This window comes from Rhizobium sp. BK196, assembly GCF_014193255.1.
In the GTDB taxonomy this organism is placed as follows: domain Bacteria; phylum Pseudomonadota; class Alphaproteobacteria; order Rhizobiales; family Rhizobiaceae; genus Rhizobium.
In genome coordinates this window covers 545,456-565,047 of the sequence record NZ_JACHZB010000003.1, presented here as the reverse complement: position 1 = coordinate 565,047, position 19,592 = coordinate 545,456, and the positions used below count along the sequence as shown (strand labels likewise).

Annotated in this window: 22 protein-coding genes and 1 pseudogene; 14 read left to right on the top strand and 9 right to left on the bottom strand. The window is 61.1% G+C overall.

Going from position 1 to position 19,592, the window contains the following annotated elements; all coding sequences use genetic code 11:
* Positions 1-17: 17 nt before the first annotated feature.
* Positions 18-923, bottom strand: coding sequence for a S1C family serine protease (locus FHT78_RS13900; RefSeq protein WP_183744670.1), 906 nt, complete (start codon positions 921-923; stop codon positions 18-20).
* 129 nt (positions 924-1,052) lie between these two features.
* Positions 1,053-1,964 carry an AraC family transcriptional regulator gene (locus FHT78_RS13895; protein ID WP_183745359.1) on the bottom strand — a complete coding sequence of 304 codons (912 nt, stop codon included), beginning with the start codon at positions 1,962-1,964 and terminating at the stop codon, positions 1,053-1,055.
* A gap of 115 nt (positions 1,965-2,079) precedes the next feature.
* Here FHT78_RS13895 and FHT78_RS13890 point away from each other — a divergent pair, with 115 nt between their 5' ends.
* Positions 2,080-3,036 (top strand): SDR family NAD(P)-dependent oxidoreductase, encoded by a 957-nt coding sequence (locus tag FHT78_RS13890; RefSeq protein ID WP_183744667.1) that lies wholly within the window; start codon positions 2,080-2,082, stop codon positions 3,034-3,036.
* Here the strand turns inward: FHT78_RS13890 and FHT78_RS13885 are convergent.
* Positions 3,033-4,655 (bottom strand): ABC-F family ATP-binding cassette domain-containing protein, encoded by a 1,623-nt coding sequence (locus tag FHT78_RS13885; protein ID WP_183744664.1) that lies wholly within the window; start codon positions 4,653-4,655, stop codon positions 3,033-3,035. The genes FHT78_RS13890 and FHT78_RS13885 overlap by 4 nt on opposite strands.
* Positions 4,656-4,820: 165 nt before the next feature.
* Between FHT78_RS13885 and FHT78_RS13880 the strand changes: the two genes are divergently transcribed.
* From FHT78_RS13880 to FHT78_RS13865, 4 genes are all read left to right on the top strand, one after another.
* A complete protein-coding gene (locus tag FHT78_RS13880) occupies positions 4,821-5,252 on the top strand; it encodes a DUF1801 domain-containing protein (RefSeq protein WP_183744661.1) in 432 nt (143 codons plus the stop codon).
* Positions 5,253-5,265: 13 nt separating this feature from the next.
* Entirely contained in the window at positions 5,266-5,697 is a 432-nt protein-coding gene (locus tag FHT78_RS13875) for a DUF1801 domain-containing protein (protein ID WP_183744659.1), read from the top strand.
* A 96-nt stretch (positions 5,698-5,793) separates the two neighbouring features.
* Positions 5,794-5,937 (top strand): hypothetical protein, encoded by a 144-nt coding sequence (locus FHT78_RS13870; protein WP_183744657.1) that lies wholly within the window; start codon positions 5,794-5,796, stop codon positions 5,935-5,937.
* A gap of 6 nt (positions 5,938-5,943) precedes the next feature.
* Positions 5,944-6,318 (top strand): VOC family protein, encoded by a 375-nt coding sequence (locus FHT78_RS13865; protein ID WP_183744655.1) that lies wholly within the window; start codon positions 5,944-5,946, stop codon positions 6,316-6,318.
* Positions 6,319-6,328: 10 nt separating this feature from the next.
* On the opposite strand, the gene FHT78_RS13860 is transcribed toward FHT78_RS13865, so the two are convergent.
* Positions 6,329-7,168, bottom strand: coding sequence for an alpha/beta hydrolase (locus FHT78_RS13860; protein ID WP_183744653.1), 840 nt, complete (start codon positions 7,166-7,168; stop codon positions 6,329-6,331).
* A 242-nt stretch (positions 7,169-7,410) separates the two neighbouring features.
* Here FHT78_RS13860 and FHT78_RS13855 point away from each other — a divergent pair, with 242 nt between their 5' ends.
* The gene (locus tag FHT78_RS13855; protein ID WP_183744651.1) at positions 7,411-8,031 is read left to right on the top strand and encodes an ABATE domain-containing protein; all 621 of its coding nucleotides are present in this window, start codon (positions 7,411-7,413) and stop codon (positions 8,029-8,031) included.
* Between the two features lie 20 nt (positions 8,032-8,051).
* Here FHT78_RS13855 and FHT78_RS13850 read toward each other — a convergent pair whose 3' ends face one another.
* Together FHT78_RS13850 and FHT78_RS13845 are read right to left on the bottom strand one after the other, a co-directional pair.
* Positions 8,052-8,768, bottom strand: a complete 717-nt coding sequence (locus FHT78_RS13850) for a class I SAM-dependent methyltransferase (RefSeq protein ID WP_183744649.1) — start codon at positions 8,766-8,768, stop codon at positions 8,052-8,054.
* A gap of 45 nt (positions 8,769-8,813) precedes the next feature.
* Positions 8,814-9,677 (bottom strand): DMT family transporter, encoded by an 864-nt coding sequence (locus FHT78_RS13845; RefSeq protein ID WP_183744647.1) that lies wholly within the window; start codon positions 9,675-9,677, stop codon positions 8,814-8,816.
* Between the two features lie 87 nt (positions 9,678-9,764).
* Here FHT78_RS13845 and FHT78_RS13840 point away from each other — a divergent pair, with 87 nt between their 5' ends.
* The 5 genes from FHT78_RS13840 to FHT78_RS13820 all read left to right on the top strand — a co-directional run bounded on the left by FHT78_RS13840 (position 9,765) and on the right by FHT78_RS13820 (position 14,670).
* The gene (locus FHT78_RS13840; RefSeq protein WP_183744644.1) at positions 9,765-11,195 is read left to right on the top strand and encodes a PLP-dependent aminotransferase family protein; all 1,431 of its coding nucleotides are present in this window, start codon (positions 9,765-9,767) and stop codon (positions 11,193-11,195) included.
* Positions 11,196-11,303: 108 nt separating this feature from the next.
* Positions 11,304-12,707 (top strand): PLP-dependent aminotransferase family protein, encoded by a 1,404-nt coding sequence (locus tag FHT78_RS13835; RefSeq protein WP_183744641.1) that lies wholly within the window; start codon positions 11,304-11,306, stop codon positions 12,705-12,707.
* A 339-nt stretch (positions 12,708-13,046) separates the two neighbouring features.
* A complete protein-coding gene (locus FHT78_RS13830; protein ID WP_183735777.1) occupies positions 13,047-13,415 on the top strand; it encodes a DUF983 domain-containing protein in 369 nt (122 codons plus the stop codon).
* Between the two features lie 205 nt (positions 13,416-13,620).
* On the top strand, positions 13,621-14,082 hold the full coding sequence (locus FHT78_RS13825; protein WP_183744638.1) for a nuclear transport factor 2 family protein: 462 nt from the start codon (positions 13,621-13,623) through the stop codon (positions 14,080-14,082).
* Positions 14,083-14,103: 21 nt separating this feature from the next.
* The gene (locus FHT78_RS13820; RefSeq protein WP_183744636.1) at positions 14,104-14,670 is read left to right on the top strand and encodes a TetR/AcrR family transcriptional regulator; all 567 of its coding nucleotides are present in this window, start codon (positions 14,104-14,106) and stop codon (positions 14,668-14,670) included.
* Between the two features lie 94 nt (positions 14,671-14,764).
* Here the strand turns inward: FHT78_RS13820 and FHT78_RS29660 are convergent, their stop codons facing one another.
* Entirely contained in the window at positions 14,765-14,899 is a 135-nt protein-coding gene (locus FHT78_RS29660) for a hypothetical protein (RefSeq protein ID WP_281412850.1), read from the bottom strand.
* Between the two features lie 157 nt (positions 14,900-15,056).
* Between FHT78_RS29660 and FHT78_RS13815 the strand changes: the two are divergent.
* Positions 15,057-15,757: pseudogene (locus tag FHT78_RS13815) on the top strand (hypothetical protein); the annotation flags it as partial.
* Between the two features lie 49 nt (positions 15,758-15,806).
* Positions 15,807-16,118, top strand: coding sequence for a Dabb family protein (locus tag FHT78_RS13810; RefSeq protein ID WP_183744631.1), 312 nt, complete (start codon positions 15,807-15,809; stop codon positions 16,116-16,118).
* A gap of 70 nt (positions 16,119-16,188) precedes the next feature.
* On the opposite strand, the gene FHT78_RS13805 is transcribed toward FHT78_RS13810, so the two are convergent.
* A complete protein-coding gene (locus FHT78_RS13805; RefSeq protein ID WP_183744628.1) occupies positions 16,189-16,650 on the bottom strand; it encodes a cupin domain-containing protein in 462 nt (153 codons plus the stop codon).
* 23 nt (positions 16,651-16,673) lie between these two features.
* Between FHT78_RS13805 and FHT78_RS13800 the strand changes: the two genes are divergently transcribed.
* Positions 16,674-17,741, top strand: a complete 1,068-nt coding sequence (locus FHT78_RS13800; RefSeq protein ID WP_246715273.1) for a LysR family transcriptional regulator — start codon at positions 16,674-16,676, stop codon at positions 17,739-17,741.
* Between the two features lie 474 nt (positions 17,742-18,215).
* Here FHT78_RS13800 and FHT78_RS13795 read toward each other — a convergent pair whose 3' ends face one another.
* Entirely contained in the window at positions 18,216-19,430 is a 1,215-nt protein-coding gene (locus FHT78_RS13795) for an MFS transporter (protein ID WP_183744625.1), read from the bottom strand.
* Positions 19,431-19,592 lie beyond the last annotated feature (162 nt).

Here is a 19,592-nt window from a genome sequence, read left to right as displayed (position 1 = left end):
GCCGCTCTGTATCTGATTTATTGCATCAGCGGCTTTTTGAGGAAGCTGTTGCGATCGGCTGATTTGATGCGCAGCCAGGCTTCGCGGCCGTTCCTCAGCACACGCATGGGAATTTCCGACCCTGCCGGGCCGCTCTTCCAGACCTTGCGGTAGAAATCGGCAAGCCCGTCCACTTCGCCATCGCGAATTTCCGAGATCACGTCGCCCTGCTGTAGGCCGGCCTGTGCGGCCGGGCTGCCCTGAGCAACGCTCATGACCACCACTTCGCCATTGCTTTCGGCCGAAAAAGCACCGAGCCAGGGTCGCGGCGGCCGGTCGATCTGGCCGCGGTTGAGCACATCGTCGAGGATCGGCGGCAGGAGGTTGATCGGCACGACCATGTTGATGTCGGCGACTTCATCGTCCTGCACCATCTGCAGGCGCAGCGAGCCGATGCCGAGCAGCTTGCCTTCATCGCTGATGAGTGCTGCCCCGCCCCAGGAGGGATGGGCGGGCGCGATGAAGATCGCTTCGTCGAGCAGATATTCCCAGTAGCCCGCAAATTCCTGCTTGGCGACGATATGGGCCTGCACGAATTCGCCGAGACCATCGGCAAAGACGACTGCATCGCCGACGGTGGTCCTCACCTTGTCGCCGATTTCGATGGCCGGCAGCTCGAGAGGGGCGAGAGCCTGAATGAGGCCGAAGCCGGTTTCCTGGTCATAGGCCAGAGCATGGCCGGGTACGACCTTGCCGTCATGGCGCGTCAGCCAGATTTCGTCTGCTTCGGTGATCAGATAGCCGATGGTGAGCACCAGCCCGTTTTCCCTGATGACGACGCCGCTGCCTTCCCGGCGGGTGCCTAGCGTATTCGCGGTGAAGGCATCTTCGGGGATGGAGGCGCGAACGGCCACAACTGACCGCAGGATCCTGTCGATATTCATGGTTTCATCCTCGTAAGGCGCGGCACAAAGGCCTGGAATGCTGCGAGGGCCGGCAAGGGCCGGACGCATACCATTCCTTCTATAGGTATGAAACGACTGCCGTTTCTGCAAGACCGCGGCTTGCGTCTTTTATCCTGCTGCGTCTCGGCCGTATTGCCGCGGCGAGCGCGCCATCACACGCTTGAAGGCGGTACTGAAGGCACTTTCCGACTCATAGCCCAGCGAAAGCGCAATCGTTCCGATCGGCTCGCGACTGTTTGCCAGCCGCTCACCCGCCAGCATCATACGCCAGCGTGTGAGATAATCCATTGGCGCGCTGCCGACTTTTTCCTTGAAACGCTCGGCGAAGGAGGAGCGCGACATGCCGGTCAGGGCAGCAAGCTGCCGCAGCGTCCAGCGCCGCGCCGGCTCGGCATGCATGGCGCCGATCGCCATGCCGATCTGCCGGTCGGCGAGCGCGAAGAGCCAGCCCGTGCCCTCCGTCTCAGGTGCTGAAAGATAGAGCCGCAGGATCTGCATCAGCATGATATGCGCAAGATGTTCGGTCATCAGGAAGCCCCCGGGATGCCGGCCGCGCAGTTCCCGTGCCATCTGGTCGATGGCAAAACGCAAGACCGAGGCTTGCTCCGAATGCTGGCTGATATGGACAAGCGGCGGCAACATGCCGACAAGCAGGTCCGCGCCGACGCCGGCAAAGCCGAAGCGGCTGCCGACCAGGAAGAAGGCGCCGCCGCCGTTGCAGGTGGCAATCCCGTCCTTCGCATGCGCATAGATGTCATGGGCCGGGATCGTCGGCAGGCCGCGATCGCTCATCATCCGGAAGGGCCGGCTTTGCGTCAGCAGAAAACAATCGCCTTCCTCCAGCCGGATAGGTTCAGCGATACCATCCATCTCCAGCCAGCAACTGCCCGACAGCACGGCATTGAACTTGATGCCCTGCGGCGGCGGAAAATCGATCGCCCAGTCGCGACCGGCGTCGAGCCCGACCGAGACATAACTCTTGAGCTTTAACAGCGCCAGCACATCGGAGAGGGGATCCATGGAAACGGAACTCATGCGGAAATCCGGACGATCGCAAACATCTCATGGACTTTAACGCATAGATCGTATGGCCGTCACCGCATTAGTCTCCGACAGAAAGCAAAAGGAGACATCAATGGAAAACGCGCAACACCCGATCGGCTCCGGGTTCGGCGCCCGTTCGACGGCCGACGACGTGCTCGCCGGCATCGACCTCACGGGCAAACTGGCAATCGTCACCGGCGGCCATTCCGGCCTTGGGCTGGAGACCACGAAAGCGTTGTCGCGGGCGGGCGCCCATGTGCTGGTCGGCGCGCGTCAGCCGGAAGCGGCGGCCAAGGCGCTCTCCGGCGTCGCCAATGTCGAGGTCGACAGGCTCGATCTTTCCGATCTCGAAAGTGTGCGGCAGTTTGCCGAGCGTTTCGTCGCTTCCGGCCGCAAGGCCGACATTATCATCAACAACGCCGGCATCATGGCCTGCCCTGAGACAAGGGTGGGTCCAGGCTGGGAGGCGCAGTTCGCCACCAATCATCTCGGCCATTTCGCGCTCATCAACCGTATCTGGCTGGCGATTGCAAGCGGAGCCCGTGTGGTTGCCGTCTCCTCCGGTGCGCATGGCATTACGCCTATCCGCTGGAACGACATCCAGTTCTCGGAGGGTTATGACCGGTGGCAGGCCTATGGACAGTCGAAGACCGCGAACGCGCTCTTTGCAGTGCATCTCGACAGGATGGGCAGGGATGCCGGCATACGCGCCTTCTCGCTGCATCCCGGCAAGATCCTGACGCCGCTGCAGCGCCATTTGCAGAAAGAGGACATGGTCGCCGCCGGCTGGATCGATGCCGAAGGCAATGCCGCCGACCCGAGTTTCAAGACCCCAGAACAGGGTGCCGCCACACAGGTCTGGGCTGCAACCTCGCCGCAGCTCGAAGGGCTCGGCGGCCTCTATTGCGCAGACTGCGATGTCTCCGTCATCTCCGATGACGGTGCGGAAACCCGCGTGCGCGCCTATGCCGTCGATCCGGATGAGGCGGCCCGGCTCTGGGCGCTCTCGGCGGAACTGACCGGTGTAGACGCCTTCGCTAGATCCTAGGCGTGGATGCCGGGTGCCTCGTAGCCGGTGCGCTCGACATATTCCGTGTAGCCGCCGCCATACTGGTGAATGCCATCGGGTGTCAGTTCCAGCACCCGGTTGGAAAGTGCTGCCAGGAAATGGCGATCGTGCGAGACGAAGAGCATCGTGCCCTCGAAGTCAGCGAGCGCCTTGATGAGCATTTCCTTGGTGTCGAGGTCGAGGTGGTTGGTCGGCTCGTCGAGCACGAGGAAGTTCGGCGGGTCGAACAGCATGTGGGCCATGACGAGGCGCGCCTTCTCGCCGCCGGACAGCACGCGGCAGCGCTTGTCGACATCATCACCCGAAAAGCCGAAGCAGCCGGCAAGCGCCCTCAGTGGCGCCTGGCCGGCAAGCGGAAAGGAATCTTCAAGCCATTCCAACACGGTGCGCTCGCCGTCCAGCAGATCCATGGCATGCTGAGCGAAATAGCCGAGCTTGACGCTGGCGCCTAGCGCCACGCTGCCGGCATCCGGTTCGGCCGTACCGGTCACCAGCTTCAGAAGCGTGGACTTGCCGGCGCCATTGACACCCATGATGCACCAGCGCTCCTTTCGTCGCACCATGAAGTCCAGCCCTTCATAGATGGTGCGGCTGCCGTATTTCTTGTGCACATTCTTGAGATTGACGACATCTTCGCCCGAGCGCGGCGCCGGCTGGAATTCGAAAGCCACCGTCTGGCGGCGCTTCGGCGGCTCGACGCGCTCGATCTTTTCCAGCTTCTTGACGCGGCTCTGCACCTGCGAGGCATGGCTGGCCCGCGCCTTGAAGCGCTCGATGAACTTGATTTCCTTGGCAAGCATCGCCTGCTGGCGCTCGAACTGCGCCTGCTGCTGCTTTTCGTTCTGTGCCCGCTGTTGTTCGTAGAAGCCGTAGTCGCCGGAATAGCTGTTGAGGGAGCCGGCATCGATCTCGATGATCTTGGTGACGATACGGTTCATGAACTCGCGGTCGTGCGAGGTCATCAAGAGCGCGCCCTCGTAGGTCTTCAGGAATTCCTCGAGCCAGATCAGGCTCTCGAGATCCAGATGGTTGCTCGGTTCGTCGAGCAGCATGACGTCCGGGCGCATCAGCAGGATGCGGGCGAGCGCCACGCGCATCTTCCAGCCGCCCGAGAGCGCGCCGACATCGCCGTCCATCATTTCCTGGCTGAAGCTCAAGCCGTCCAGAACTTCGCGGGCGCGGCCTTCCAGCGCATAGCCGTCCAGTTCCTCGTAGCGTGCCTGCACCTCGCCGTAGCGCTCGATGATCTCTTCCATCTCGTCCATGCGATCAGGATCGGACATGGCCGCTTCCAACTCGCGCAACGCGGCGGCAACGATGCTGACCGGGCCGGCGCCCTCCATGACTTCGGCAACCGCGCTGCGGCCGGCCATTTCACCGACATCCTGGTTGAAATAGCCGATCGTGACGTGCTTTTCGACCGAGACCTGGCCTTCATCCGGCAGCTCTTCGCCGTTGATCATGCGGAAAAGCGTCGTCTTGCCGGCGCCGTTCGGACCGACGAGACCGATCTTTTCGCCGCGATTGAGGGCGGCTGTGGCTTCAATGAAGAGGATGCGGTGGCTGTTCTGCTTGCTGATATTTTCGATACGGATCATGTCTAACGCGGAAGCTTGGGAGAATTTTGGCGTCCTTATGCCACGGGTTCGCCGCCGTGTCGCAGGTTTTCCGCGTCATCAAGCTGTGATCTTTGCAGCCTGTGTCCATTACGCACGACTGGAAATCGAGACATCCTTTCTTATTATCACCAAGGGGAGGTGCCTATGACCAACAAGATATCCGCCAAACCGGCAGAGCCCAAGCTGCTATCCGGCGGCAATCCGCAGATCGTCAAAGGCGAGGGCGATGGCCCGGTGCAGGCCTATATCGCCGCCATGCCCGGCTGGAAAAGTGATGTCGGCCGACGCCTCGATGCGTTGATCATGCAAACCGTTCCCGATGCCCACAAGGCCGTCAAATGGAACTCGCCGTTCTACGGCGTGAAGGGCGACGGCTGGTTCCTCGGCATCCATTGCTACAACAAATACATGAAGGTCGCCTTCTTCCGCGGCGCTGCCTTGCAGCCTGTACCGCCAGAAGAATCCAGGACAGCGCAAACACGCTATTTCCACATCCACGAACAGGATGAGATTGACGAGGCGCAGTTTACATCATGGGTGAAACAGGCAAGCCTGCTGCCCGGCGAGAAAATGTAAGGAAGAGAGTCTGATGAAAGCCGCGACGACGAAAAAGGAAACCGAGAAGAAGGAAGCCTCTCCCTCCGAGCGCATCGATGCGAAGATCGAGGAGCTCGGCGACTGGCGCGGCCAAACGCTCGCCCGCATCAGGGCCATCATCCGCGAGGCTGACCCGGAGGTAGAGGAAACGTGGAAATGGCGCGGCGTCCCCGTTTGGGAACATGCCGGCATCATCTGCACCGGCGAAACCTATAAGGCGGTCGTCAAGCTGACCTTCGCCAAGGGCGCTTCCGTGGAAGACCCGTCCAACCTCTTTAATTCCAGCCTCGAAGGCAATACGCGCCGCGCGATCGATATTCACGAAGGGGAGAAAATCGACGAGGCGGCCCTGACGGCGTTGGTGCAGGCGGCGGTGGCGCTGAACACTGCGCGCAAACCGGCATCGAAGAAAGTGAGCGCTTAATTCGGCGGACCAAAGGCGGTCCCGCCCAATCGCTCATTGCCGATACCGCAGAGCATCCCATGTGGAGCCTTATGAACTCATTTCCATTGACGCCCGATGGCGGGAATGCTCGTCGCCATCCTCCTGTCCAGCCTGTTGACGCTGACGGGAACGCCGCAGCTGATCCTTTTCGCCCTGCTTCCCGCAGCCGGCGGCGCGGTCGCTGAACGTGTCGTCCAGCGCCGCTCCGGCAATTCGTGAGAACCGATGGGTCGTTTGAAGGAAATCGTCATCGATTGCGATGTGCCCTCGCGCGTCGCCCGCTTCTGGGCCGAAGCGCTCGATGGCTATGCAGTTCTGCCTTACGACGACGAGGAAATCGCACGCCTGGCAGTGCTCGGCCTGACACCCGAAACCGACCCGGTGGTGATGGTCGCAGGCCCAGGAACGCGCCTCTGCTTCCATCTTCGCCGGGGAGAGCGGCCGGCCCGCAACCGCGTTCATCTCGATATCGCTGCCGACGACCGGGTAAAAGAGGTCGCGCGCCTGATATCCCTGGGCGCGACCTTCGTGCGGGAGACGGCTGATTACACGGTGCTAAACGATCCAGAAGGCAACAATTTCTGTGTCACTTCCGACTAATCAGTCAACCTCAGCCGAGGAAATCGCGGATCGCAGCGGCAATCTCGTCCGCATGTGTTTCGAGCGCGAAATGGCCCGTATCGAAGAACTTGATCGTGGCGTCAGGAATATCGCGGGCGAAGGCTTCCGCGCCCGGCGGCAGGAAGAAGGGATCGTTCTTGCCCCAAACGGCGAGGAAGCGCGGCCTGTGGGTCCGGAAATAGTTCTGGAAGGTCGGGTAGAGCGCCACATTGCTCTTGTAGTCGCCCATCAAATCGAGCTGTACGTCTTCCGCGCCTGGTCGCGAGAGGTAGAAATTGTCGAGCGAGTAACCGTCGGGCGAATTCCTGGTCGTATCGGCAACGCCATGCGTATACTGCCAGATCGTCGTTTCCGGCCCGAGGAACGCCTTCAGCACGGCGCGGTTTTCTGCGCTGGCGTCCTGCCAATAGGCCTGCACCGGGTTCCATGCATCGCTGAGGCCATCGACATAGGCATTGCCATTCTGCGAGATGATGCCCGTGATCCGCTCTGGGTGCTTCACAGCCAGGCGGAAGCCGGTCGGAGCGCCATAGTCGAAGACATAGACTGCGTAGCGATCGAAGCCGACGATCTCTGTGAAGCGGTCGATCGTGTCTGCAATGCTGTCGAAGCTGTTGACCGCGGGATCGTCCGACTGGCCGAAGCCTGGAAGGTCGGGTGCGATAATATGGTAACGATCGGCCAGCAGCGGGATCAGATCGCGAAACATGTGGCCGGAGGTCGGGAAGCCATGCAGCAGCAGGAGCTTTTGCGCGCCTTTGGGGCCGGCCTCGCGATAGGCGATCTTGATGCCGTCGACGGTGGTGTTGCGGTAGCTGATCTTGGTCATGATCATGTTTCCTTCGGTTGAGATGAGGGGCGATATGTCGGTCGTTCGGGCTGCGGCCACTGTTGCCGCCGCCTCGCGGATGACCTTCTTCTTCGTTTTCAGCTTGTAACTGTTTAAATCGATATAGAACGGTTACTCTCGAATAAAGTAACTTGTCAACAACCTTTTGAGTGGTTACGTATTAATCACGTTTCGAAAGAGGCTGCTTTTGATTGCAACCGGCAGCCGGAATAGGACCTGTGATGGCTAACCCCTCTCCCGCCCTTTTCCTGGGCGACGCGCTAGCGCTGGATTTTCTGAACTCGGTGGCAACAGGCGCCGATGCGCCTGTCGATTGGATCGAGGATGGGGAGGGGTTGCTGTGCTGGCTCGAGCAGGCAAAGCTTGTCTCGCCGGAAACGCTGGAAGCCATGCGGGCTCAGGCGCTGCCGGGAGAATTGGACAAGGTCGCCGATCAAGCGAGGAACCTCCGCGAGTGGTTCCGGACCTTCGTCCGCGAGCACAAGGGAAAACGGTTGAAGCCCGGCGCCCTGGCCGAACTCGAACCGCTGAACCGCCTGCTGGAGCGCGACGAAGGCTATAGCCGCGTCGTGGTGCGGCAGACCGACGAAGGCGAGGCTTTCGAATTCCAGCCGATGCGCAAATGGCGCTCGCCGGAAGCATTGCTGCTGCCGGTCGGCGAGGCGCTCGGCCGCTTCGTCTGCACCGAGGATTTTTCCAATGTAAAAGCCTGCGAGGGACAGTCCTGCACCCTGCTGTTTGCCGACCACACGCGCGGTCACCGCAGGCGCTGGTGCAGCATGGCGCTCTGCGGCAACCGCGCCAAGCAGGCCGCACACCGCGACCGGATCAGGCAGGTCTAAAGGCCGCCGGAGCAGGCTGCCTAAGCATAAGTGACCCATCCCCTGAAGCTGAAGGCGGCGTAGAACAGGCTGACATCTGAAAAGCCTGCCGTGCGCAACATGGCCTCCTCTTCGTCGGGGGCGAGAATATGCAGCCTTTCCCGCACCGCCTTGCGTGCATTCTCCTGTCGGAAAGGGTCTGTTCCGTCAGGCGCGCCATAGGCGATATGGCGATCGATCCACAGCGATCGCTCCGGCTCGGTTTGCGGGAAGCTCATATGCGCAACAACAAAGGGGGCGCCGGCTCTCAGTCGGCGGCGAATTTGCAAAAGTATTTCAAGCCTCTGCTCTACGGGGATATGATGGAAAGTCAGCAGGCAAACGGCGGCGTCGAAAGGGCCTTCAGGCGCGGCATCGATGCCGCCCTGGTGAAAGCCGATACGGCTGCTATGTTCGTCGGCAACCTCCCGCGCCAATTGCAGCATGTCGGCGGAGGGGTCGACGCCATCAAAAGTCCAGCCCGCACGCGCCTCGGCAAAGGCCTTGAGTTCAAGCCCGCCACCGGCGCCGAGCACGAGCACGCGACCATTGTCAGGCATCCGCTCCGCCATCAGCATTGCCGCCATCCGATGCAGGCTTGAAAAGCCAGGTACCTGCCGCGGCGGCCCTTTGAGATAGGATTTGACGGCATCGCCGGTAAAGGCAGATGCCGTCCTGCGAGAGGCGGGCGGACTGGGGTGATCGTCAATCTGCATCATGTAGCTTTTGTTATTACATGACACCCGGCCTGTCAATTTGCCGGCCTATTTCGCGAACCTGCGCGCTCCCGCCACACAGAGGATGATGGCCACCGTCACTGCGAGCATCGACCAGCTCACCGTTTCGCGCAGCAGCGTTGCAGCAAGCGCCAGGCCGAAAAAGGGCTGCAGCAGCTGCAGCTGACCGACGGCGGCGATACCGCCCTGCGCGAGGCCGCGATACCAGAAGATGAAGCCGATCAGCATGCTGAAGAGCGAGACATAGGCGAGCCCCAGCATGGCCGGCGTCTGGATCTCGGCAAAGCTCGGCGGCCGGTAGGCGATTGCTAGAACGATCATCACCGGCAGCGAAACCACCAGTGCCCAGGAGATCACCTGCCAGCCGCCGAGCTGGCGTGACAGTCGTGCTCCTTCTGCATAGCCAAGCCCGCAGACGATAACGGCGCCGAGCATCAGCGCATCGCCGATGGGCGAGGCGGTAAGCCCCTGCATCAGCGCAAAGCCCGCGACCAGCGCGCTGCCGAGCAGCGAGAAGAGCCAGAAAGCCGGCTTCGGGCGCTCACCGCCCCTGATAACGCCGAAGATCGCCGTCGCCAGCGGCAGCAGGCCGATGAAGACGATCGAATGCGCCGAGGTCACATGCTGCAGAGCCAGCGCCGTCAGCAGCGGAAAGCCGACTACGACGCCGAGCGCGATGACAACGAGCGAAGTGAGATCCTGCCGCGAAGGCCGCCTTTCCCGGAAGGCGATCAGCAGGCAGAGCGCCAGGATACCGGCAATCGCCGCTCGCGCCACCGTGATGAACACTGGATCGAGCTGCATCACGGCCACACGCGTGGCCGGCAGCGATCCGCTGAAGATGAGCACGCCGATAAAACCATTGATCCATCCGGTCGTTGTGCGATCCATGTAGGCACTCCTTTGTTTGCCCCATGCTTATCCGCCGTTCGCACTGGCGCTGCCAGCCACGGTTCGATACAATTTGCCGAAACTGTTATGGTGAAGGAAGCAGTACGGATGGACGAACAGATACAAGCAGGCAGCCGGGTCGGCATGGTCATGACGACGATCCGCCAGCGTATTGCCGGCCGCAGCCTCACGCCCGGCGCCAGGCTGCCTTCGATCCGCAGCCTGTCGGGAACCTTGAAAGTCTCGGCCTCGACCGTGGTCGATGCCTATGAGCGGCTGGTCGCCGAAGGCGCGATCCTCTCCCGCCCCGGTTCCGGCTTCTATGTCGCCAGCCAGACAGCTCCGCTCTCGCTCGCCAATATCGGCCCGAAGCTCGACCGCGCCGTCGATCCCTTCTGGGTATCGCGACAATCGCTGGAGGCGCAGGAAAGCGACCTCAAACCGGGCTGCGGCTGGCTGCCGCCCGCATGGCTTCCCGAAGACGCGATCCGCCGGGCATTGCGATCACTATCGCGCGCCGATGCCGCAAGCCTTTCCGATTACGGCTCGCCCCTCGGCCTCAAGCCGCTGCGTCAGCTGATTGCACGCCGCGCGGCGGAGCGCGGCATCGAGGCATCGCCGGATCAGGTCATGCTCACCGAATCCGGCACGCAGGCGATCGATTTTCTTTGCCGTTTCCTCATCGAGCCGGGCGATACCGTGCTGGTCGACGATCCCTGTTACTTCAACTTCCATGCATTGCTCAGAGCCCACCGCGCCAAGGTCGTCAGCGTCCCCTATACGCCCTCAGGCCCCGATATCGAGCTCTTCGCCGCAGCGCTTACCGAGCATCGGCCGCGCCTCTACATCACCAATTCGGCTATCCACAATCCAACCGGGGCCACGCTCTCGCCGGTCACGGCCCACCGGCTGCTCAAGCTTGCCGAGCAACACGGCCTCACCATCATCGAGGACGATATCTTCGCCGATTTCGAACTGACGCCGGCTCCGCGCCTTGCCGCCTTTGACGGCCTCGATCGCGTCATCCATATCGGCAGCTTTTCAAAGACGCTCTCGGCTGCCGCGCGCTGCGGCTTCATCGCGGCGCGACCGCAATGGATCGAGGGCCTGATCGACCTCAAGATCGCCACCTCCTTCGGCGGCGCCAGGCTGAATGCCGAGCTGGTGCTTGGTGTGCTCAGCGACGGCAGCTATCGCAAACATGCCGAGGGCCTGCGCAGCCGTCTTGCCAAGGTGATGTTCGAAGTGACGGCCCGCCTGAAGCCTCTGGGGATTCGCCCCTGGCTGGAGCCGCAGGCCGGCATGTTCCTCTGGTGTCACCTGCCGGATGGCCTGGATGCCGCGGCAGTCGCGCGTGCCGCACTTGCCCGGAATGTTGTCCTCGCCCCGGGCAACGCCTTCAGCCTGTCGCAATCGGCAACAGGCTTCATGCGCTTCAATGTCTCGCAGACGCTGGATGACAGGGTGTTTGTGGTGCTGCGGGACTCGCTCAGGCAGGCGGAACGGTCAGCTGAGTGATACGCTGTCGCATGCCGAATGTTTTGGGATGACAGGATCGCTACACAACAATATACAGTCAATCCAGGCCAGATCCTGCCGGCCTTGAGAATGGATTTTGGATCACACGTGAAAAACTGGCATCCCGACCTTACCCGCTCATCAAGCCCCCGTTACATGGCAATTGCCGATCTGATCGAAATGGATCTGCGAAGCGGCGTGCTCGCGGTGGGGGACCGGCTGCCGCCGCAGCGCGAGCTCGCCAAGCGCCTGAACATCGATTTCACCACGGTGGCGCGCGGTTATGTGGAGGCGCACAAGCGCGGCCTGGTGGATTCGCATGTCGGCCGCGGCACCTTCGTCACCGGCAGGCAGGACAGGGAGCGCCGCGGCTTCGCCTCCGATGCCGCGCCCGATCCGCGCCGCGCCTCCGTCGTCGATTTCTCCATGAACCTGCCGCCCGAGCCGGATGATCAGGATCTGATCGCCCGTATGCGCGAGGGCATGTCGGCGGTGGCAACCAATCTCATCCCGCTGCTACGCTACCAGGGTTTTGGAGGCTCGGGCATGGACAAGGAGGCGGCTGCCGCCTGGCTGAGCCGCCGCGGGCTGGTGCTCTCGCAGGAGCGCATCTTCGTGACACCCGGCGCCCATCCGGCGCTGCTCGCGATCTTCGGCCTGCTGGCCAAGCCTGGCGAGACCGTGCTGTCGGAAAACATCACCTATCCCGGTATGCGCTCGATCGCTGCCCAGTTGCGCCTCAATCTCTCCGGTCTGCCGATGGATGAGGAGGGCATCCTGCCCGATGACTTCGCCGAGGCCTGCGAGCGCCTGGCCCCGAAGGCCCTCTATCTCAATCCGACCCTGCAGAACCCCCTGACGCTGACCATTCCGGAAAAGCGCCGCGAGGAGATTGCCGCCGTCGCCCGCAAATATCATGTGCCTGTCGTCGAGGACGATGCCTATGGCTTCATCCCGCTGCACGGTCCGCCGCCGCTGGCTGCGATCGCGCCCGACCTGACCTGGCATATCGGCGGTCTCGCCAAATGCATCGGTGCCGGCCTTCGCCTTGCCTACGTAGTGGCGCCTGACACCAAGGCAATCTGGCCCTTCGTCAGCGCCATGCGCACCAACAATGTCATGGCCTCGCCGATGACGGTGGCGCTGGCCACCCGCTGGATCGAGGACGGCACCGCGGACACGATCCTGCGCTTCATCCGGGCGGAAACGTCCGCGCGCCAGCAGATGGTGGCGAATATTCTGCCCGAGGGCAGCTACAGGGCCGATCCGATCAGCTTCAACATCTGGCTGCCGCTGACAAACGGCTGGACCCGCTCGACCTTCGGCAGCCACATGCGCTCCTCCGGCATTGGTGTGGTCGCAAGTGACGTTTTCACGGTCGAAGGTGCTGCCCCCGAAGCCGTGCGCGTCTGCCTCGGCGGGCCGATCGGTCGCGAGAGGCTGAAGGGCGCGCTGGACTTCATGGCGCATGCGCTTGAGGGGCCGCCGGAAATGTCGGCTTCGTTTTTCTGAACTGACGGCTTCAATTCAATAAAGACTCCGCCCCAAACCGCTCTCCACAAGGGGAGGGGCTTAACTTGCTGCGGCCGCTTCTCACTTCCTCAATGTTTCAAGCTGGGCGATACGGTGCCACGGGTTAGCCCCGGGGGAGGGGTTTTGACGAGCGCGCAAATGCGCCCAGCAGCCGCAATTCTCCCGCCGTCACACGTCGCAAACCCAACGCGCAAATCCCTGCGTCATTCTGACGAATAGACTGGCAATCCGCTTTCAATGTAATTATATTGTATGCATACATTATGGAGCATTGAATGGATTAACCGATGCCCCGCAACGTCGAGAAGCGAGATCGCCATGGACACCGAATATCCTCCTCTTCCTCCGATGCAGACCGGCATCCGGGGCCGCTGCCCGCGCTGCGGACAGGGGCATATGTTCAAGGGTTTCCTCACGCTGCAGAAGGAATGCGAAGTCTGCGGGCTGGATTATTCCTTCGCCGACCCGGCCGACGGCCCGGCCTTCTTCGTGATCTGTTTCGCCTGCGTGCCGAGTGTGCTGCTTGGCGTCTGGCTGGAAGTCGCCTTCTCGGCGCCGCTCTGGGTCCAGCTGCTGGTCACCGGCCCCTTCATGTTCGCCACCTGTATTCCGCCGCTGAGGCCGCTGAAGGGATGGCTGGTGGCAAGCCAGTATTTCTATAAGGCGGAAGAAGGCAAGCTCGCCTGACGTCCATTGGAAGTGCCGCGCTCTGAAAAGCGCTTGATGTGAGAGTGCCAGGGCCGTTCGAACTCCTCGAACGGCCTTTTTTGCTGTACGCATGCCGCCCTCAAGTCATCATGTCGCAGACGGCATCCGCCGAAACCGCTTGCGCCAGTTGTACTGATCGGTACAATACAAAACGAAAGGTACAATTAAACAAAGGAGACAAGACATGCCTGCACCGCTTCCCCCCTTTACCCATGAAACCGCAACCCAGAAGGTCCGCCTTGCCGAAGACGGCTGGAACAGCCGCGATCCGCAGCGCGTCTCGCTCGTCTACACGCCAGACAGCCAGTGGCGGAACCGCGCCGAATTCGTCACCGGCCGCACCGAGATTGTCGCTTTTCTGACCCGCAAGTGGGCGAAGGAGCTGGATTACCGGCTGATCAAGGAGCTCTGGGCCTTCACTGAAAACCGCATCGCGGTGCGATTTGCCTATGAATGGCATGATGACAGCGGGAACTGGTTCCGCTCCTATGGCAATGAGAACTGGGAATTCGATGCAGAGGGCTTGATGCAGCGCCGTTTCGCCTGCATCAACGATCTGCCGATCAAGGAATCGGATCGCAAGTTCCACTGGCCGCTCGGCCGGCGGCCCGATAATCATCCGGGCCTTTCCGACCTCGGCCTTTGAGGCGCGAAGGTAAGGTGACGTGTGAAGACCGTTTATGAACGTGCCGATGTCGTGCCGCTGCTGGCCGAAATCTTCCGCGAGCTCGGCTACGAGGGCACGACATTGAGCCGCATCACCGAGCGCACCGGCATCGGCAAGGGCAGTCTCTATCACTTCTTCCCCGGCGGGAAAGAGGAGATGGCGGCCGCCGTCCTTGCCGATGTCGACGGCTGGTTCGAACGCGCTATCTACGAGCCATTGCGCCATGACGATCCCAGGGCGGCGATCGATGCGATGTGGGCGAATGTGATGGACTATTTCCGCTCCGGCAGCCGTGTCTGCCTCGTCGGAGCCTTTGCTCTGGACGAAACGCGCCAGCGCTTCTCGCCGGTCATCAGGGATTATTTCGTCCGCTGGATCGAGGCGCTGCGCCAGGCGCTGGTCCGCGCCGGCTGCGCCGAGGATGACGCACTCGCCGCGGCCGAAGAGGCGGTATCCGGCATTCAGGGCGCGCTGGTGCTCTCGCGGGCGCTGGATGACAAGGAAATGTTCCGCAGAACCCTGGACCGGCTGGCTGACAGGCTGGCTGCGACGAAGCGTGGGGGATAAGTCGTGGCCGCTGCGATGGCAGGAGCACGAGTGCCGGCAACGCGGGGAGCAGCGGGTGAGGGGTCCAGGACGTCCTCACCCGTCATGATTGTGTTCAAGCGTCGTTCTGGGAGGGCAGGCGGACCGGGCGCGGATTCTCGCGCTGCGTGCGTACCTGGCGCCACTCGCTTTCCATCTGGTCGACGACGTGCTGGGGGATCTTGGTCGGAGTTTCTGCGGTGGTCTGCATCGTATACCTCTGTTCCTCAGCAAGGGTGTGCTTACGGATTGATGCATTGCACAACAAAAACTGCGTGTAAATCGACCTCGGTCACACTTGAAACGATTAAAAAAATTTCAATCGATTAAGCCGGCATTAACCACAGCGGACCTTAGAGAAGCGTATCATGACTGCCTCACTCGATCGGCAATTCTTCTTCGACATGGTGCAGCATGCGCTGTTCAAGGGCAGTCTCGCGCCGGCCCAGATCGAAGGCATGAATGCGATCCTCGACTACTGGGACGCGAATTTGACCAGTGCTGATCGGCGCTGGCTGGCCTATATATTGGCCACCGCCTTTCATGAGACCGCTTTCACGATGCAGCCTGTGCGCGAGACATTGGCAACGAGCGATTCGCGTGCCGTCGAGATCCTCGAAACCGCCTTCGCGTCCGGCCGGCTCTCCTGGGTGAAGTCGCCTTACTGGCGAGCGGACGAGGACGGCAAGTGCTGGCTCGGCCGCGGGCTGGTGCAGCTTACCCATAAGCGAAACTACGAGGCGATGAGCGACGTGACCGGCATCGATCTCGTCGCTGAGCCCGATCGTGCCATGGAAATGGCGCCGGCCGTGGCGATCCTGATCGAGGGCATGCTGCGCGGCAGCTTCACCGGTCATCGGCTTTGTGATCACCTTAATGAAGAGCGGGAAGACTGGGTCAATGCCCGCCGCATCGTCAACGGCACCGACAGGGCGGAAAAGCTTGCCGAATATGGACGGGCTTTCCTCGCGGCGATCCGCCCCCATCCAGCTCTTTGAACGTAGGGCATAGGCTTGACCGCGGCATTGTGGCCCGGTTGATGGCCCGGGCGGCGCGTGTTATCGCCCGGTTCAGGCTTGTAAAGCTCAATCCAGAGAACTGCCACAGGAGTGTCCCGCGTGATCCGCCATATCGTCTTCTTCACCGTGCCGGAAGAAAACCGCGATGCGGTGCGCAAGGGGCTCTCGATACTGACGGGCATACCGCACGCGCTGAAGTTGGAAATCGGCGAAAACGTCAAGGTGGACCAGTGGGGCAATGCGATCGATTTTGTCGTCTACGGAGAATTCGAAAGCGAAGAAGCGCTCGCCGCCTACAAGGCGCATCCCGATTATGACCTTTCCACTCGCACGGTGAAGCCGCTCCGCGATACCAGGATCGCCGCCGATTTCGACAGCGAACAGGCAGTCACCAAGCCCCTGCAGGACTGACGATGGCTATTGTGCCCGCCATTCATCCGTAGCAATTACTGCCTCAATCAGCTGTAGCTCAATGCTGTTCTCAATGCGCCTGGTCGACTACCCAGTTCGCCGGCCCGCGAAATTCGATGCCATATCGGTCGCTCAGTTGCAGTAACCGATCCATGTGCTCGGGTAGCCGTGGGGCCTGTGCAGCCGCCTCGACGAAGAATTCCTCCATGCCGCCGGGTGTCAAGATTGTCAGGTTACGTCCCGGAGAGGTGCTGGCGACCCGAAAAGTATGTGCGACACCGCGGGGCAGGAAGATAGAGTTGCCGGGACGTACCAGGATGACTTCGCCATTCATCCAAAATTCATAGTCGCCCTCGATCACATGGATCACTTCGTCCTCATTGTGATGAATGTGGACAGGCGGCCCGCCGCCTGCAGGCACGGTACTTTCAAAAACTCCGACGATTCCGCCGCTTTCGAACCTTCCGACATTGATGGTGTAAGTTGTGCCCATCCAAGTAACAGTGCGTATGTTTTCCGCAGCGACGCTCATCGTCATTTCCCTCCAAAGGGTTATTGACTAGAATTCTGTGCTGCTGTCGATCATTATCCCAGGGCGTCGCCCTAAGGAAATCTAATGATCATATAGGGGATATTGATCCCGTGAATTTCGCCGCCCTCGATCTAAACCTGCTGCGTGTATTCGACGCCATGATGGCCGAACTTTCGACAGTGAGAGCCGGCGAGCGTGTCGGCTTGTCCCAGCCGGCCGTGAGCTCGGCGCTCGGAAGACTGCGCGCCCTGTTGGATGACGAATTGTTCGTGCGCGAGGGCAATCAGATGAAGCCAACCGCCCGCGCGTTCGAGCTGAGCGAACCCATCCGGCAAGCACTGGCAGGAATGGAAGCGGCATTGGTGACGACCATTGCTTTTGATCCCGCCACGTCGACCCGGTCGTTCATGTTGGTTGGTTCGGATTATTTCTCCACGCTGCTGATGCCACCCCTTGCTGCCCGTGTTGCCGAAGCGGCACCCTCCATCACTCTCCAGATGATAGATCATCCCTCATCTGAGGTTTTCGAAATGCTGCGTGATGGAAGAGCGGACATCGTTATCGATCGATCGCTCGAACCACCCGATTGGGTCGGGAGCCGCAAGGTCCTCCGATCTTGGCTGGTATGCATCGCAAAACGGGGGCACTCGCATCTCGCCCGTCGCGGTATTCGTCCAGGAGACGCAATACCGGTTGATGTCTTTTGCGACCTCCCTCACGTTCTGCGCTCAGCCGATGGCAGCAATGTCGGCACGATCGATCCAGCACTCGCGCGCCTTGGCCTGTCTCGACGTGTTATGATCACGGTGCCGCATTTCCAGGCGGTCGCCCTTGCTGTGGAAGCGAGCGAAATGCTTGGAAGCATTCCGGTTCACTTCGCCGGCATGTTGACCGACCGGCTCAGGATCGACGTCTTCATGCCACCGATGGATTCGCCGAAAATGGACGTGACCATGTATTGGCTTCGCCGCTTCGACCGCGATCCGGGAAGTGCCTGGATCCGGGATCAGATTGCCGCCGTCCTCGCTGCGCTGGAGCGGCGTTCAGTCCCATCGTTACCCGGTCCCCTGCCGATACACCCGGAAGATTGATCGCGCGCCAAATTGCTTGCAGCGACAAGTTTTCAACAGGGCCGGCTGGAGGGGTGAGCGTCCGGTGATGCGGCTGGCGGCTGGTATGGCACAGCAGCGAGGCGGTCCGCCATAGCCGGTGGCGCGCCACCAGTGCCTCGCTAACTCATTGATCCTGAATAAGTGTTTCACCTGGCGACAAAAATCTCAAATAATTCGAGCTCGGCAAAGTCGCTTTCTGTTTTCGAAATTCTTTACGCGAAGATTTGAGGATAAGTGAAACACTTATTCAGGATCAATGACTTAGCCACAAAAACACGGCATTAAAGGCTCAGTTTGAAAATTCTTATTCAGGTTCAAATAGATACCGAAAAGCCTGGAAACGACGCCGGTACCAGATGAATCTATCTGTGAAGGACCGGAAGCAGCCCTTTAGAAAAAAGCTGCAAATGATTCAAAAGTTTAACGGACTGGCAGCGCTCGGTCCGCTCCCGTTCAGGCTGGCTGCACGCTCGGCCTTGCGCCGCGCACCAGCGCCATCAGCATCAGTACGAAAACCATTGCAATGGCCGCAAGCACTGCGCAGGTGATGATCGTCGGGCCGGCGCCGGCACGGTCGAGGATGGCGGTGAAGATGACGGGTGCGATGGCATTGGCGAGGTTCTGCGGCATCGACAGGCGGGCAGCCTGCAGCCCATATTCCTTGGCCGAAAAGAGGGCGAGCGGCAGCAGCGCCCGGGCAACCGCCAGCACCCCGGAGCCGAAACCATAGAGCAGCACGAAGGTGATGAGCAACGGCATCGACGGCGAAACGAGGAAGAGCATCAGGAAGCTGAACAGCATCAGGCTGACGCCCATAATCGATGTCAGGATCGGATTGCCGCGCCTGCCGAGCAGCATGTCGAGTGCGCGCGCCGAAATGCCGATAACGCCGCGGGCCGAACCGAGCTGCAGCGCAAGCGCTGGCGATGCGCCGGTCTGACGGAAGATTTCGAGCAGCGATGGTGAAACGCCGAAGGTGATGAAGGTGCAGAGCGTGGTGGAGACGGCAATCAGCAGAAAGGCCTTACGGCGGTCGGCCGGCGATAGCGCCACTGGCGGCGTTTCGGCGGCAGCCCCCTGCGTATGGCTGGCCACCGGTTTCGGCAGACCGAAGAGGTGCAGCGGCAGGCAGACGAAGAATTGCAGGCCGGCACTGACGACAAAAGTGATGCGCCAGCCGAAACTTTCATTGAGCAGCGTCAGGATCGGCCAGAAGATGGTCGCCGAAAGACCCGTAAACAGCATCAGGATGGCGATGACGCGCTTGCCGTTCACGCCCTCGCGTTCGACAACGGCGGTATAGCAGGGCGCAGAAAGGCCGAGCGCGCCGCCGATCCCGATAACGACCCAGGCAATGGCATAGACGATGATGTTGGTCGTGGCGGCAAGCAGCAGCAAGCCAGTCGCAAAGGTGACCGACGACGCGGCCAGCACCTTGGCTGCGCCGTAGCGGCCGAGCCAGCGCCCGGTGGTGGGACCGGCGAAGGCGCTGACCACCATCATGATGGTCAGCCCGGCAAAGATCGCTTCATTTGGAAGCCCGAGCGAAGGCGCGATCACCCGGCCCATGACACCGAGCATATCGAAGGTGGTGCCCCAGCCGATAAGCTGGGTGACGGCGAGCACACCAACCGTCTGTGCCGTACGGAGCGAAAATGATTTTTGCATTGATTCTGGATACGCAGCCAATGAAGGTAGCCGAGCGATAGCAGTTTCAACCTAATGGTGAAAGGCTCGGTCGAACAAGTCCGGTGCAGATTTAACAGAGGGTGGGATTTTCGCGGCAATGGAAGGCGTTGACGGCATTTTCCGTCCATCGTTCGGAAATCA

Bases quoted from the DNA above. Each gene is read 5' to 3' on its own strand.
- FHT78_RS13900 (WP_183744670.1), bottom strand. From the start codon at position 923: ATGAATATCGACAGGATCCTGCGGTCAGTTGTGGCCGTTCGCGCCTCC.
- FHT78_RS13895 (WP_183745359.1), bottom strand. From the start codon at position 1,964: ATGGATCCCCTCTCCGATGTGCTGGCGCTGTTAAAGCTCAAGAGTTAT.
- FHT78_RS13890 (WP_183744667.1), top strand. From the start codon at position 2,080: ATGGAAAACGCGCAACACCCGATCGGCTCCGGGTTCGGCGCCCGTTCG.
- FHT78_RS13885 (WP_183744664.1), bottom strand. From the start codon at position 4,655: ATGATCCGTATCGAAAATATCAGCAAGCAGAACAGCCACCGCATCCTC.
- FHT78_RS13880 (WP_183744661.1), top strand. From the start codon at position 4,821: ATGACCAACAAGATATCCGCCAAACCGGCAGAGCCCAAGCTGCTATCC.
- FHT78_RS13875 (WP_183744659.1), top strand. From the start codon at position 5,266: ATGAAAGCCGCGACGACGAAAAAGGAAACCGAGAAGAAGGAAGCCTCT.
- FHT78_RS13870 (WP_183744657.1), top strand. From the start codon at position 5,794: ATGGCGGGAATGCTCGTCGCCATCCTCCTGTCCAGCCTGTTGACGCTG.
- FHT78_RS13865 (WP_183744655.1), top strand. From the start codon at position 5,944: ATGGGTCGTTTGAAGGAAATCGTCATCGATTGCGATGTGCCCTCGCGC.
- FHT78_RS13860 (WP_183744653.1), bottom strand. From the start codon at position 7,168: ATGACCAAGATCAGCTACCGCAACACCACCGTCGACGGCATCAAGATC.
- FHT78_RS13855 (WP_183744651.1), top strand. From the start codon at position 7,411: ATGGCTAACCCCTCTCCCGCCCTTTTCCTGGGCGACGCGCTAGCGCTG.
- FHT78_RS13850 (WP_183744649.1), bottom strand. From the start codon at position 8,768: ATGATGCAGATTGACGATCACCCCAGTCCGCCCGCCTCTCGCAGGACG.
- FHT78_RS13845 (WP_183744647.1), bottom strand. From the start codon at position 9,677: ATGGATCGCACAACGACCGGATGGATCAATGGTTTTATCGGCGTGCTC.
- FHT78_RS13840 (WP_183744644.1), top strand. From the start codon at position 9,765: ATGGTGAAGGAAGCAGTACGGATGGACGAACAGATACAAGCAGGCAGC.
- FHT78_RS13830 (WP_183735777.1), top strand. From the start codon at position 13,047: ATGGACACCGAATATCCTCCTCTTCCTCCGATGCAGACCGGCATCCGG.
- FHT78_RS13825 (WP_183744638.1), top strand. From the start codon at position 13,621: ATGCCTGCACCGCTTCCCCCCTTTACCCATGAAACCGCAACCCAGAAG.
- FHT78_RS29660 (WP_281412850.1), bottom strand. From the start codon at position 14,899: ATGCAGACCACCGCAGAAACTCCGACCAAGATCCCCCAGCACGTCGTC.
- FHT78_RS13805 (WP_183744628.1), bottom strand. From the start codon at position 16,650: ATGAGCGTCGCTGCGGAAAACATACGCACTGTTACTTGGATGGGCACA.
- FHT78_RS13795 (WP_183744625.1), bottom strand. From the start codon at position 19,430: ATGCAAAAATCATTTTCGCTCCGTACGGCACAGACGGTTGGTGTGCTC.